Consider the following 12,877-nt stretch of genomic DNA (forward strand, 5'->3'; position numbering starts at 1 on the left):
ATTTAAAATTCGTTTTTCGATCAATACTTCTCAATACCGCCTTGCTTCATAATCCCGGCCATCGATGTATCGAGGGCCTCGAGCACGAAATCCACCTCCTCGGGTGTGATGACCAAAGACGGCATCAGGCGCATGACGGACGGCTCGTTGCCGGTATAGATGGCCATGACGCCGTTTTGCGCAAGCTGATAGCTCATCCGCGGACCGATGCTGTCGTTGGTGTACTGAAGCCCCATCATCAGGCCCTTTCTCCGCACCTCCAGGAAAAGCTCCGGGTAGCGGGTCAAGAGATCGTCAAAACCCTTTTGAAACCGCTCGCCCATTTTCGCCGCATGCTCCGGAATCTTGTTTTCGATCAGCCAGTCGATCACCGCCAATCCCACGATGCATCCAAGGTCGGACCCGCCGAAGGTCGAGAGGTGGGTGAATGGATGGGTCATCACGAAATCGCCCAGCTCCTCGCGATAGATGGTGGCGGAGATCGGGTACAGGGCGCCGCCAAGGGATTTTGCGACGGTCATGATGTCGGGGGTGACGCCGAAATGGTCGACGCAGAACATCTTGCCTGTGCGGCCGAACCCGGTCTGGATTTCATCGGCGATAAACAGCACCTCGTTGTCGTCGCACAGCTTCCTGACCCCTTCCACGTACTCGGCGGTGGCGGGGTAAATGCCGCCCTCTCCCTGTACCAGCTCCAGCATGATCGCCGCCGTGTCCTCCGTAATCGCCTCCTCCATGGCCGCCACATCGTTGAACGGAACCTGGACATAGCCGGGCACCATTGGATAGAACGGCTTCTTGTATTCCTCCCTGCCGATGGCCGCCAGAGAAAAACCGGTGTGTCCGTGATACGCCTTGATGGTGGAGATGATTTCAGACTTCATGGTGAAGCCCCGGGCCAGCTTGATGGCGAAGTCGTTTGCCTCGCCCCCCCCGCATCCGTACATGGTGTACTGGAGGTCTCCCGGCGTGATCTCGGCGAACTTCTTGGCCAGGTCGGCCTTCGGCTTGCTGCACATTAAAAAAACGCCCAGATCGTATTCATCGAGGGCGTCCTTGAGGACCTGTATGATCTCCGGATTTCTCCTGCCGACGTTGAAAGATCCGGCCGAAGTAATACAGTCGATATATTTCGTGCCGGTGATATCCCATACTGTCGCCCCTTCCCGCCTCCCCTCGATGATATCCAATCCCGAATTCGTGAGAACTCTCGCCTTCTGCGGATTGACGTACTCCGAAAAATCAGCCAACACCTGTTTTTTTACGCTCTCCGCATCCGCCTTACTGAGTGTTTTTGCCATGAGTCCCCCTTTTTCATATGATAGTAAATATTCATGCAATATACATATATGTCGCCTGTTTCATCCTGATTTCATCAAAACGTTCGGACCGATGGATTCGATATTCGTTACCGGCATCATCCGCCGCTACTTCTTATCTTCAAAGACCGAAATCCCCAACAGCAATATCTCCAGTTGGTTTAAAACCAGCTCGTCGAGATCAAATTCAAACCCCCTGGCGCGAAGATATCCCATCATGTCCAAAAGCAGGATTCCTTCAAGGCCCGCCCAGAGGTTGAAGCTCGCCTTGAGGCTGTCGAACGTATCCGAGAATTCCCCCGACTCGATCGCCTCGGCGACCACATCATGAATGATCGAAATGGCCTGGGCGGTTAATTCCTTGAGACGATCGGACAGCTCTTCCGATTGTCCCCGACGGGTAAAACCGAGATCGTGGAACGTCAGCATCTCGAAATACTCGGTGTAGTCGGTATAGAATGAATAGTATTCCCTGCAGATGGCCCTCAGGCGATCTTTGGGCGTCCCCGGTGTCTCCGCGGCCTTTTTAATCAATCCGATAACGACGAGAAAAGCCTCCTCGCATACTTTTGCGTATATTTCGTCTTTCCCCGAAAAATAGACGTATATGGCGCCGGTGGAGAGCTCCGCCTCCAGGGCGATATCCCGCATGGTCGCGCCGAGATATCCCTTTTGCACAAAGAGGGTGCGCGCGGCTTTCAGTATTTGTTCGATGCGTTCCTGTTTTTCTGTTTCTATGCGTTTCGCAATAACGTCTTGCATGTGGTAGGACCCTTGCGTGGTACCGTGTCTGGAATGAACAATGTTATGCTACTGAACATCGTTCTTTCTGTCAAGAAAAAATCACGACAATGTGAGTTCTCTTTGTGATACGATCTTCACCCAACGTTTCACTTTCCCCTTCGTATTAAAAAAAAGAACCCTCCGTTTGGAGGGTTCTCACATCGTCGATCAGTATATCAGCTGAATGAATCTTTTCACCATATACGGACTTGTACGTCCAGATACCTATTCCATCAGAAATGAGACGTCCCCCTTTCCCTCCCGCTCAATGACCGGTTCTTTTCCGGTTAGATCAAGTATCGTGGAATGATGGGGCGATATACGCCCGCCGTCCACCACCAGATCGATTTTCCCACTCAGCCGATCCGCAATTTCTTCCGCATCATTGAAAAGCTCGTTCGCGGGATTCCTGACACTGGTGGTGATAATCGGGTTTCCCAGCGTCTGGGCCATGGCGATGCAGATATTGTTGTCAGGTATGCGAATGCCGACGGTTTTGCGTTTTGAGAGTATGTCCTTCGGAACCTTTCGCGACGCCTCAAGAATAAACGTATATGGACCCGGCGTCAGCGTTTTCATCAGTTGAAACGCCTCGTTTGTCATTGTGCCGTAGTTGCTAATGTCCTTAAAATCCGCAACGATCAGGCTCAGGGGTTTATTCGGGTCTTTCCCCTTTATCTGATACAGGCGTTCGAGGGCCCCTTTCTGAAAAATGTCACACCCGATCCCATAGATGGTGTCTGTGGGATACGCAACAACGCCTCCGTCCTTAAACGCCTCGACTACCAGATTGACGAGGCGCTGTTGCGGATTATCCGGATTAATTTTGAGAATTTGCATATTGTATGTACCTCCACCTTCCATCTAACACGACGCGCGATGTATTGTCAATGCCAAGATGCATCATGGATGTGAAAAAAGAGAGTGAGAGGGCATCGGTTCCATGACTGTGTCCTATAAAGCTTGACAAGAATGTGCACAGAGGAATATAATTTAAAAGGATATCTATGGGTTACCCTATGTCTCTGATCGAAACTCGATGCCCGAAATGCAATAAGAAGATATTTCTCGATTTGGAGGAAATCGTTACCACCAGCAGTTCGTCTCCAATCAAGTGCTCTCAATGCGGCAACGAGTTTATCTTCGGATTCGACTCCGACGCCATTGTGATTTCCGACGAGAGCGCTGTGTTAGACAATGGTGAAACTCCCGTGATCGGTGCGGTTTCACACGACGATACGACATCCAATATTGTATATATTGATACGTCCGATACGTCATCGACTGCCGCGAACACCGTCGATGCCGAGAGGTTTTCAGAGGAACCGGAAGTCATATCCGAGGAAGTCATCACCGAACCATCCGTTGATCCGACCGGTAAGAAAAAACTGGTTAAAAAGGTGATCGTCAAAAAAGTCAAGAAGCAAAAACCAAAAGCCAACAAAAAGGTCCTCATTATCGAGGACTCAACGCTCACCAGACTGCAAATCGCGGAAATGTTCTCCGAATTGGTAACCGATGTGATTGAGGCGGGGAGCGCCGAAGACGGCCTTGTGGAATTGAAAAAGGGAAAACCTGATCTCCTCATAGTCGACCTCTTGCTTCCCCGCATGTCCGGACTTGAGCTGGTCAACAGAATCAAAAAATATATCCCCGCAGACAGGATAATTATCTTTACCGGAGCCCAGGATATGTTTCTCGATATCTTCAACGAAGGCATGGAAGGGCTGAACCTGATACAGAAAGGCGGTCCCGACACGTATGAAACACTCAGGGAAAAGGGATCGGATATTCTTCAAATTCAGTAGTAATTATGGCATACGACCCTTACAATAAATCATGCCGATGGATTCAGAGTGAATCCATCGGCATTTTTTCGGCCGTCGAGATATTTTGTCTTTTCCCTTCTACTTCTCACTCTTTCTGAAAATCAACGCCAAACCAAATCCCAGGCCGAACATAACCAGTGTTCCGATGATCCCGGCAACCCGTACCGATATATTCGCTTCTTCTCCCAGTGCGGGAACGGTATAATCGGGGAGCGGGCTCCCCTCCCATACTGCCTCTTCGCCCTTATCGATAAAGGTTAGATCTTCCGGCACTCCGAATTCCGCCACCCATTCCAAACCGTCCGGATCGCTGGAGGCATACGGTGACAGGAAGAAGGCGACGGCCGCCGCCACGATCAAAAGGATAACCACCAAAGCAGAAAATCTCTTAGTCTTCTTATCCATCCGCCAGCACCTCCTTGCTCAGTCCAAGTGACGGCTCTTCCGACCATGCGAACACCATATCAGGCCTGGCGCTCAGGACAGTCGCCGTAACCGCAGTGGTGATGAGAGCTTCGCCGATGCCGATGAGCGCATGCGTCGTCGTCATGACCGGGAACACAACTCCGAAGGGGATGGTGCCGGATATGGACAGTTCAAGGCTGCACGTCGCTGCGGCCAATACCACCGACAACCACGACGCGACGGCGACAGCGCTGATGAATGATTTCTTATTTTTGGGTAACAGCTTCAGTATCCCGATCAGTATAAAATACACAAGTACTCCGCCGATTAAACCCATGTTCATGACATTCGCTCCCAGTGCGGTGATGCCGCCGTCCGCGAATAACAGGGCTTGTACAGCCAATACGAGGGTCATTACCCAAAAGCCCGCCGACGGGCCCAATAGGACGCAGGCGAGGATCGCTCCGAGAAAATGACCGCTCGTTCCGCCGCCGATGGGAAAATTCATCATCTGTGCTGCGAAGATGAATGCGGCGCACACACCGGCCATCGGGACGAGCCGGTCGGCAAAATATTTTTTTGCCCGATACACCGCGAATCCACCCGTTACGGCACTCACCGCATACGTAGCGACGCTTACCGGTGTGGATAGGAATCCATCTGGGATATGCATGCTTTTCTCTCCTTTCACTCTATTATCAAGTCAAATCCGATCCTGTTGTCGTCAAAACAAGTTTTCCATGTTTTACACCCTTGGTGCTTATCAGGTTCTCTCCCACCTGAATGATTTGTTTGGCGCTCCCCTTGAGAACGATGATCTCCATGCAATTGTGGTGATCAAGGTGTATGTGAAGCGACGAGTGAACAATATTGTGACTCTCGTGCTGAATGTCCGTCAATTTCATCTGAAGATCGGGCCTGTGATGATCATACACCATGGTCAGAACCGCCATCTTACTCCGGTTGCCGTCTTCCTCCTCCCATTCCCTCCGGACAAGACGATCACGGATGAGATCGCGTATCGCCTCCGACCTGTTCTGATAGCCCTTCTTTTCGATATATTCATCAAATTTATCGAGCAGCTCACCGTCAAGTGATACACCAAAACGTTTCGTGTTACTCATGGCAATAAATCGTGCTACTATTTATAAATACGTGTTATCTTTATACCATGTACCACGCTCTCATAATACTGTCAAGGAAATTTTTATGGTTGTCAGTGTTTCTTTTTTGATATACAGTATCCGACACAATGCAAAATACGGTATTATGGAATCAATCCTCTCCATCTCACATCTCACAACCGGTTTTCTGACCGACTCCGGCTTTCTCAAGGCCGTGGACGGCGTCGATTTTTCCATCGGCAGGGGCGAAACGATAGGCCTGGTCGGAGAAAGCGGGTGCGGCAAGAGCGTGACGGCACTGTCAATCATGCGGCTTATTCCCTCCCCTCCCGGCAGAATCGTGTCGGGAGACATCACCTTTGAGGGAACAAACCTCACCACCCTCTCCGAGAAAGAAATGCGGGTAATCCGCGGTGATCATATCTCGATGATCTTCCAGGAACCGATGACGTCCTTGAACCCGGTATTCACCATCGGAGACCAGATCGGAGAGATGTTCGCTTTTCACCGGAAACTTTCCAAAAAGGAAATCCTGGAGGCGACCCTTCACCTCCTCTCCCAGGTGGGCATGGCGGCTCCCAGAAGGGTGGTGTCGTCCTACCCGCATCAGCTTTCCGGCGGGCAGAGACAGAGGGTGATGATCGCAATGGCCCTCGCCCTGTCCCCGTCTTTGATGATAGCGGATGAGCCCACCACCGCCCTGGACGTGACCATCCAGGCGGCGATATTGGAGCTTCTCGTTTCCCTGAAGGTCGAGCGCCGGATGTCCTTGATTCTCATTACCCACGATCTGGGCGTGGTATCCGAAGTCGCCCAACGGGTATCGGTGATGTACGCCGGGCAGATCGTTGAGGAATCCCGTGTATCCGATCTCTTCAGTGAACCGCTGCATCCCTACACCCAGGGACTCATTCGATCACTGCCGCAGACAAAAGCTTCACACAATCGCCTCTATACCATCCCGGGCGCGGTGCCGAAGCTCTCGGCGATTCCCCCCGGCTGCAGGTTTCACCCTCGATGCGATCGAGTTATGGACATCTGCCGCCGGGAGGCGCCGGGCATGTTTTCCCCCGACAACACACGAAAGGTGCGATGCTGGCTCTATGGGTGATTCACAGACGCTTCTTTCAATAGATCATGTCACGAAGCATTACCCGGTGGGAAGTGAGCAGTTCGGTAAGCAGAAACTCATGGTCCGGGCGGTTGACGACGTGACGTTCACCATACGCCGTGGAGAGACCCTGGGGCTGGTAGGGGAAAGCGGCTGCGGAAAGAGCACCATCGGGAGGATCATTCTCAACCTCGAGAAACCGACCGACGGCACCGTCTGGTTCGACGGCCGGGACATTTCCCTGTTGAGCAGGCGTGAGACACAGGCGTTCAGATCGAAGCTGCAGATTATCTTTCAGGACCCCTACTCGTCCCTCAATCCGAGAAAATCGGTGGCCTCTATTATCGGCGAGGGGATGATTATTCACGGCAAGACCACACGTCGCGAGCGGGACGATCGGGTGCGGGAATACTTACAGCTGGTGGGGCTCTCAGAAGACCACCTGACCCGGTATCCCCACGAGTTCAGCGGCGGCCAGCGTCAGCGTATCGGCGTCGCCCGGGCCCTGGCCCTCGATCCCGACCTCATCGTGGCCGACGAGCCGGTTTCCGCCCTCGACGTCTCCATCCAGGCCCAGATACTCAATCTGATGATCGACCTGAAAGAGAAGCTCGGCCTGACATACCTGTTCATCTCCCACGATCTGTCTGTGGTGGAGTACATCAGTGACCGTGTGGCGGTGATGTATTTGGGAAAGATTGTGGAATTTTCCGAGAAGACCCTTCTCTATGCCGACCCCCTGCATCCGTACACGACGGCGCTCCTTTCGGCGGTTCCCGCGGTGGGGGCGTCGAAAAAAACAGAGCGCATCGTCCTTTCGGGAGACATCCCCAATCCTATATTCCCCCCGCCGGGTTGTCGGTTTCATACCCGATGTCCGGAGGCCCAGGACGTCTGTAAAAAAGAAGAGCCGCCGCTCGAAGAAAAGAGCGGCGGCCGCTGGTGCGCCTGTCACTTTCGATAGAACGAACGACTCGTTCTCATACCGTCGGTTTCATCACACGTGACGGCTGTTTATTTCGGCATGTGTGCGTTCAGCCAACCGATGACGTCGCTGAACACCTCTTTACGGTTCGTCTCGTTGAGCATTTCATGACGGCCGTTCTCATACAACTTGATGCTGACGTCCTCTATCCCGGCCTTCTTGTAGAGATTATAGACCTCCCGGACACCCTTGCCGTTGTTGCCCACCGGGTCCTTTTCCCCGGAAAAGAGATAGATCGGCAGGGTCTTGGGCATCCGGGCCACGCCCTCCGGCTTGAACAGCAGGGGCATGGCGGTAAGCATGTCCAGAAAGCCGCCCGCGCTGAATACAAATCCGCAGTAGGGATCATCGACATACTTATCCACTTCAGCCTCATCCCGGCTGAGCCAGTCGAATTCCGTACGGGCCGGCTTGAAGGCGTTGTTGAACTTTCCGAAGGAGAGCTTCGCCAGCAACTCGCTTGGGGTGTTCCTCCCCTTTTTTTTACACTCCCTCTTTGCCACGAGAACCCCCAGTTTTCCCAGAAGCCCGGGATCGCCCATGGTTCCAGAGAGAATCGCACCGGACAGTCTCTTTCCATGCTGTAGGAGGTATGTTCTTCCCAGCATGGAGCCCATGCTGTGTCCGAAGAAAAAGACAGGCGCTTTCGGATATTCTTTCTCCATATGATCGGTAATCATGGCAAGGTCATCGACGACCTTCTGCCAACCGTCTTCGTCCGCGAAGAAACCGGCACGATCCAGCGACCCGGCCGTCTTTCCGTGTCCCCGGTGGTCGTCGGCGTATACCGCAAATCCCTCATCAACCAGGGCATTTGCGAATCGTTCATACCGGGCCGCGTGTTCCGCCATACCGTGGGCTATCTGGATAACAGCCTTGACGTCCTTTTCATCATCGGGCTTCCAGGTATACACGAATATCTCGGCCCCGTCCCGTGCCTTCAACGTGATGGTTCCAGATTTCATATATGCCCCCTTTTAAATAAGTGTTCTCATGCGAGCAACATCGGCTCGAGCCAGGTCTCCATTTCCTGAAAGACCCGGATTCTGTCGACCTCGTTCACCAGATCGTGATAGAATCCCTCGAACACGGCAAGTTTTTTATCTTCAGATCCCAACTCCTGGAAAAATCGACGGCTTCCATTCAGAGAGATCAGGTGATCATCACCGGCGTGCATCACCAGCACAGGGATGCGTACTTCCGACGCCTTCTCGAACACCGTCTTCATGTCATGCGCCATTTCCGTTAAAAGCCGGGCCGAGATTTTGTTATGGACCAGCCTGTCCTCCGTGTAGCGCTTTATCACCGTCTTGTCGTGGCTCAGGAAGACCGGGTCGATCTCGTTTGTCATGGTAAATTTCGGGATATGCTTCGATAGAAACGCACCCATACGTGCGGTCATCGGGGGCGGCTCACGATTAGGCTCCAGGGCCGCCGATGACAGTATCAGCCCCCGGACCATTTGGGGATATTCCTCGACGAAGCGCGCGGCGATTAATCCGCCCATGCTGTGTCCAAAGAGGAATAACGCCTTGCCTGTTCCCTCCCTCTTCCTGACGATGCTCACAAACGTCCTCAGATCGTCAATATATTGGGAAAACCTGTCCACATGACCCCGCTTACCGTCAGATTTCCCATGCCCCCGATGATCCAATCCATAAAAGGCGATGCCGTGATCTATGAGGTACTCGATCGGATAGACGTATCTTCCGCTGTGATCACCCAGACCGTGAACATATATAATAACATTCTTATATTCCTTCGGCTTGTAAAACCGGTAAAACAGATGCACGCCGCCGGCACCTTCAAAACCGGCCTCATCGTGTACATATGTCGACATAACACCTCCTGTTGTAGAAAATCATGCGATGCATGATGCGCGGCATTATAGCACACATAGCCGATTCATTTCCATATGAATACCTCCCCAACCGTCATTAAAATTCGATAATGACCGGACGAGGTATAAACGTCAGGATGAACAGGACCAGCGACGCATATCCGACAATCCGATGAAACGTCCCCAGCGGTATCACATCATCGGCCACCGGTGGGTGGTCCAGCCCGATAATGAGTACCAGAAGCGCCCACAAAAGCCACCCCGGATACGCGATCGCTCCGAGCAGGACAAGAAAAACGACAAACAGACGGGAGACGATCCGATGTCTCCTCCCGAAAAGCGCGTAGGATATATGCCCGCCGTCAAGCTGGCCGATGGGCATTAGATTGAGCGACGTCACCAGAAAGCCGACCCAGCCTGCAAATCCCACCGGATGGAGCAGGATGTCGTATCCCTCGGGAACGCCGCCGACCGTCAACTTTGTCAGAATCAGAAACATGAGTGAATCGCCGAACACGATATAGTCGGTCCCCTGTTCGGCAACAGGGATGATCTCCGAATGATTCAACCCCCACACGACCAGGGGGAGCGCTACGATTATGCCGGCGAACGGCCCCGCCGCCCCGATCTCCATGAGTATGTGTTTTTTCCCGATCCGGGATTTCATCTTGATGACCGCGCCCAGGGTGCCGATGAGCGTGGGGGCGGGGATGAAATAAGGAAGCGTGACATTCACACGATATAGGCGGGATGTCACATAATGGCCCATCTCGTGGGCCGTCAGTATGGAGAGAATCGACGCCGAAAAGGGAAGTCCGTACCTGATCAGGGAGGGATCGCTGAGAAGCTCGGTCGGCGCGACATAGAACGACACTCCCGCAATGAGCGTTGTGAGAATCGTCAGCAGAAACAGGATAAGCTGAAGGCGCCACCCGTTTTCCCGTGGCGCCTTCTTTTTGAGCGCCCGGCCTCGAGGTTCATACTCCACGTGGGACGGCCGTACCTCGATGACCGGATATCGATTTTCTTGTGACATGCGGTGAGTGATTCAGCGATCGAAATAGATATTTTTACCGGTGGCCGACAGGGGAATGCCCATCACGTAATCCCAGTCCACCACCCCCGAACGCCGCGCCAGTACTCCGGCGCGCTGCATGATCCGGTTATCGACGTTGAGCATCGCCGCCGTCTTGACCGCCGATCCCAGGGCGATTCCCATGTCCATGAGCCTGAAGGCGCAGTGAGGTCCCGTAAACTGGGGCCCCGTCCTCTGTTTCAATTCGGCGCACGTATCGAATCCGCAGGCACCGCAATTCAGACCCAGGGGATCTGCGTTCTTGATGCCGATGAGCAGCATGACGGGCGTATTTCGAATGTTCGCCGCATCGCGATCGTAATTCGGCCTGTTCGTCTCACGCCCGTATTTCTCCATCTCCACCGCCAGGGGCTCCAGGTCGTCGCCCTCGAGTATCTTCGTCAGCACGAAATCCTCGCCCTTCGATTTCGGCGCGGTGCGGGCGGATACCGCCATCAGCCGTGCGGCGATGTTGAGTCCCTCTCTCTCTTCCGGACGGGTCATTATTCCTTCCGTTTCGCTTGGATGTAGGGTTCAAAGAAATCGATGGGCACCGGGAAGAGCGTCGTCGAGTTGTTCTCGGTGGCAATTTCCGCCAGTGTTTGCAGGTATCGGAGCTGGATGGTGATGGGGCTCTCTCCCATGATCTTCGCCGCCTCCACCAGCATCTTCGAGGCCTGGAGCTCGCCCTCGGCGTTGATGACCTTGGCCCGCCTGATTCGCTCGGCCTCGGCCTGCCGGGCGATGGCCCGCTGCATATCTGTGGGAATATCGATGTGTTTGACCTCCACATGGGATACCTTGACACCCCAGGGATCGGTCTGCTTGTCCAGGATGTCCTGGAGCTGGTTGTTGATGCGCTCCCGCTCGGCCAGCATTTCGTCCAGCTCCACCTCGCCCAGGACGCTCCTGAGGGTGGTCTGGGCAAGCTGTGAGGTGGCGTAGATGTAGTTTTCCACCTCGATAATGGCCCTGTTCGGGTCCATGACCCTGAAATAAATCACCGCGTTGACCTTCACCGAAACGTTGTCCCGGGTGATGACGTCCTGGGGCGGAACGTCCATGGTGACGGTCCTGAGGGAGACCTTCATCATTTTATCGATGACCGGTATCAAGAGGATCAATCCCGGCCCCTTCGTGTCGATGATGCGTCCCAGTCGGAAGATGACTCCCCGCTCGTATTCATTGAGAATGCGGATCGCCGACATCAAGATGCCGATAAATATGACGACCAGTATTACTATACCGATTCCTGACATTGATATACTCCTTTTGGATAATTGTTTGCTGTCGTGCATTTCGTTCATTATAAGCGTGCCGAGAGACCGCGTCAACCGAAATAACGAGAACGGACGTATTGCGTGAGCTTTTGAATCAGGAATGCAGCAATCGTCGTCGTTGCCGGGCGGTTTTCACCTCTCACGTATTCGTTCTCCTGCTGCACAAAAAAAGCCGCGGATTGTATTATCCGCGGCTTGTTCTCTCGATGTGCTATATAGATACGATTTTAGTTTTTCAACTTGAGCATCTTTCGCGCTTCGTCCGGTGTTGCAATCTCCCGTCCCGCCAGCTTCGCAACCTCAACACACCACTCCACCTGCTCCCAGCTTCCCTTGGCGAGTTCACCGTTGGGCATACGGGTGTTGTCTTCAAGGCCGACCCGCATGTGTCCGCCGTTCACCACGGAGGTCATATTGGCGGGGAACTGGTTCGGTCCCACACCGCAGACGCTGAAGGTGGCGTTTTCAGGCAGGCGGTCCTTCATGGCGGCGAATATGCCCGGCTCGTAGGGAACACCGCCGGCGACTCCGAAGACCATCTGGAAATGCATCGGCTCTTCAAAGATGCCCTGCTTTCTGACAAGGAGCACATTGTAGAGACCGCCCATGTCGTACACTTCCAATTCCGGCTTAACGCCGTTCGCCTTCATCTGAGCATTGAAGTCGATCAGCATGGCGAATGTGTTTTCAAACACGATCTCCATCGGCACTTCGCCGGTCTTCCAGTTGGCGATACCGAAATTCATGGAGTTCGTATTGAGGCTCGCCATGGGCGGCTTGATGGCGACGATTGGTGCGATGCGCTGCTCCTGGGTGACCCAGGGGCCGATGGCCGAACTCATGTTGATGATGATCTCGGGACACTTCGCCTTGATGGCGTCGATTGTCGTCTTGATCTTGTCAATCTCGTGGGTCGGCGCGCCATGCTCCGGATCCCGGACATGGACGTGCACAATGGACCCCCCGGAATTGTACACCCTGTAAGCATCCTCGGCGAACTCCTCTGGGGTATAGGGAACCGCCGGATTCTGCTCCTTCCTCGTTGCGGCTCCGGTGAGGGCCGCAGTTATGATAACCTTGTCTGACATGCTTCCTCCTGTACGCAGTCGTGTTGCTATAAATACCC

15 protein-coding genes are annotated in these 12,877 nt (G+C 53.5%); 3 read left to right on the forward strand and 12 right to left on the reverse strand.

Annotation, left to right across the window (positions count from 1 at the left end; all coding sequences use genetic code 11):
* Window positions 1–20: 20 nt before the first annotated feature.
* The 3 genes from JW885_12585 to JW885_12595 all read right to left on the reverse strand — a co-directional run bounded on the left by JW885_12585 (window position 21) and on the right by JW885_12595 (window position 2,942).
* Window positions 21–1,301 carry an aspartate aminotransferase family protein gene (locus JW885_12585; GenBank protein MBN1883004.1) on the reverse strand — a complete coding sequence of 427 codons (1,281 nt, stop codon included), beginning with the start codon at window positions 1,299–1,301 and terminating at the stop codon, window positions 21–23.
* Window positions 1,302–1,427: 126 nt separating this feature from the next.
* Window positions 1,428–2,081 carry a TetR/AcrR family transcriptional regulator gene (locus JW885_12590; protein MBN1883005.1) on the reverse strand — a complete coding sequence of 218 codons (654 nt, stop codon included), beginning with the start codon at window positions 2,079–2,081 and terminating at the stop codon, window positions 1,428–1,430.
* Window positions 2,082–2,327: 246 nt separating this feature from the next.
* On the reverse strand, window positions 2,328–2,942 hold the full coding sequence (locus tag JW885_12595) for a threonylcarbamoyl-AMP synthase (protein MBN1883006.1): 615 nt from the start codon (window positions 2,940–2,942) through the stop codon (window positions 2,328–2,330).
* A 179-nt stretch (window positions 2,943–3,121) separates the two neighbouring features.
* On the opposite strand from JW885_12595, the gene JW885_12600 reads away from it, so the two are divergent.
* The gene (locus JW885_12600; GenBank protein MBN1883007.1) at window positions 3,122–3,910 is read left to right on the forward strand and encodes a response regulator; all 789 of its coding nucleotides are present in this window, start codon (window positions 3,122–3,124) and stop codon (window positions 3,908–3,910) included.
* Window positions 3,911–4,009: 99 nt separating this feature from the next.
* On the opposite strand, the gene JW885_12605 is transcribed toward JW885_12600, so the two are convergent.
* Genes JW885_12605 through nikR form a run of 3 tightly spaced genes read right to left on the reverse strand, consistent with a single transcriptional unit; the run spans window position 4,010 to window position 5,460 of the window.
* Window positions 4,010–4,336: a PDGLE domain-containing protein gene (locus JW885_12605; protein ID MBN1883008.1), complete on the reverse strand. Its 327-nt coding sequence runs from the start codon at window positions 4,334–4,336 to the stop codon at window positions 4,010–4,012.
* Window positions 4,329–5,009: an energy-coupling factor ABC transporter permease gene (locus JW885_12610; GenBank protein ID MBN1883009.1), complete on the reverse strand. Its 681-nt coding sequence runs from the start codon at window positions 5,007–5,009 to the stop codon at window positions 4,329–4,331. Before JW885_12610 ends, JW885_12605 begins: the two co-directional genes overlap by 8 nt.
* Before the next feature lie 25 nt (window positions 5,010–5,034).
* A complete protein-coding gene (nikR, locus tag JW885_12615) occupies window positions 5,035–5,460 on the reverse strand; it encodes a nickel-responsive transcriptional regulator NikR (protein MBN1883010.1) in 426 nt (141 codons plus the stop codon).
* Between the two features lie 145 nt (window positions 5,461–5,605).
* Here nikR and JW885_12620 point away from each other — a divergent pair, with 145 nt between their 5' ends.
* Entirely contained in the window at window positions 5,606–6,571 is a 966-nt protein-coding gene (locus JW885_12620; protein MBN1883011.1) for an ABC transporter ATP-binding protein, read from the forward strand.
* Complete coding sequence (locus JW885_12625; protein MBN1883012.1) at window positions 6,564–7,535, forward strand: dipeptide ABC transporter ATP-binding protein; 972 nt, start codon at window positions 6,564–6,566, stop codon at window positions 7,533–7,535. The genes JW885_12620 and JW885_12625 overlap by 8 nt, the downstream gene beginning before the upstream one ends.
* Before the next feature lie 50 nt (window positions 7,536–7,585).
* Here the strand turns inward: JW885_12625 and JW885_12630 are convergent, their stop codons facing one another.
* The 6 genes from JW885_12630 to JW885_12655 form a co-directional block, all read right to left on the reverse strand.
* Complete coding sequence (locus JW885_12630) at window positions 7,586–8,521, reverse strand: lysophospholipase (GenBank protein MBN1883013.1); 936 nt, start codon at window positions 8,519–8,521, stop codon at window positions 7,586–7,588.
* A 26-nt stretch (window positions 8,522–8,547) separates the two neighbouring features.
* Window positions 8,548–9,396, reverse strand: coding sequence for a lysophospholipase (locus JW885_12635; GenBank protein MBN1883014.1), 849 nt, complete (start codon window positions 9,394–9,396; stop codon window positions 8,548–8,550).
* Window positions 9,397–9,493: 97 nt separating this feature from the next.
* On the reverse strand, window positions 9,494–10,432 hold the full coding sequence (locus tag JW885_12640) for a site-2 protease family protein (GenBank protein MBN1883015.1): 939 nt from the start codon (window positions 10,430–10,432) through the stop codon (window positions 9,494–9,496).
* A 12-nt stretch (window positions 10,433–10,444) separates the two neighbouring features.
* Window positions 10,445–10,975 (reverse strand): hypothetical protein, encoded by a 531-nt coding sequence (locus JW885_12645; GenBank protein MBN1883016.1) that lies wholly within the window; start codon window positions 10,973–10,975, stop codon window positions 10,445–10,447.
* A complete protein-coding gene (locus tag JW885_12650) occupies window positions 10,975–11,730 on the reverse strand; it encodes a slipin family protein (GenBank protein ID MBN1883017.1) in 756 nt (251 codons plus the stop codon). The genes JW885_12645 and JW885_12650 overlap by 1 nt, the downstream gene beginning before the upstream one ends.
* A gap of 248 nt (window positions 11,731–11,978) precedes the next feature.
* Window positions 11,979–12,839, reverse strand: a complete 861-nt coding sequence (locus JW885_12655; protein ID MBN1883018.1) for a 3-keto-5-aminohexanoate cleavage protein — start codon at window positions 12,837–12,839, stop codon at window positions 11,979–11,981.
* Between the last annotated feature and the right edge of the window lie 38 nt (window positions 12,840–12,877).

It is taken from the genome of Candidatus Zymogenaceae bacterium (assembly GCA_016931225.1).
GTDB lineage: Bacteria > Desulfobacterota > Zymogenia > Zymogenales > Zymogenaceae > JAFGFE01.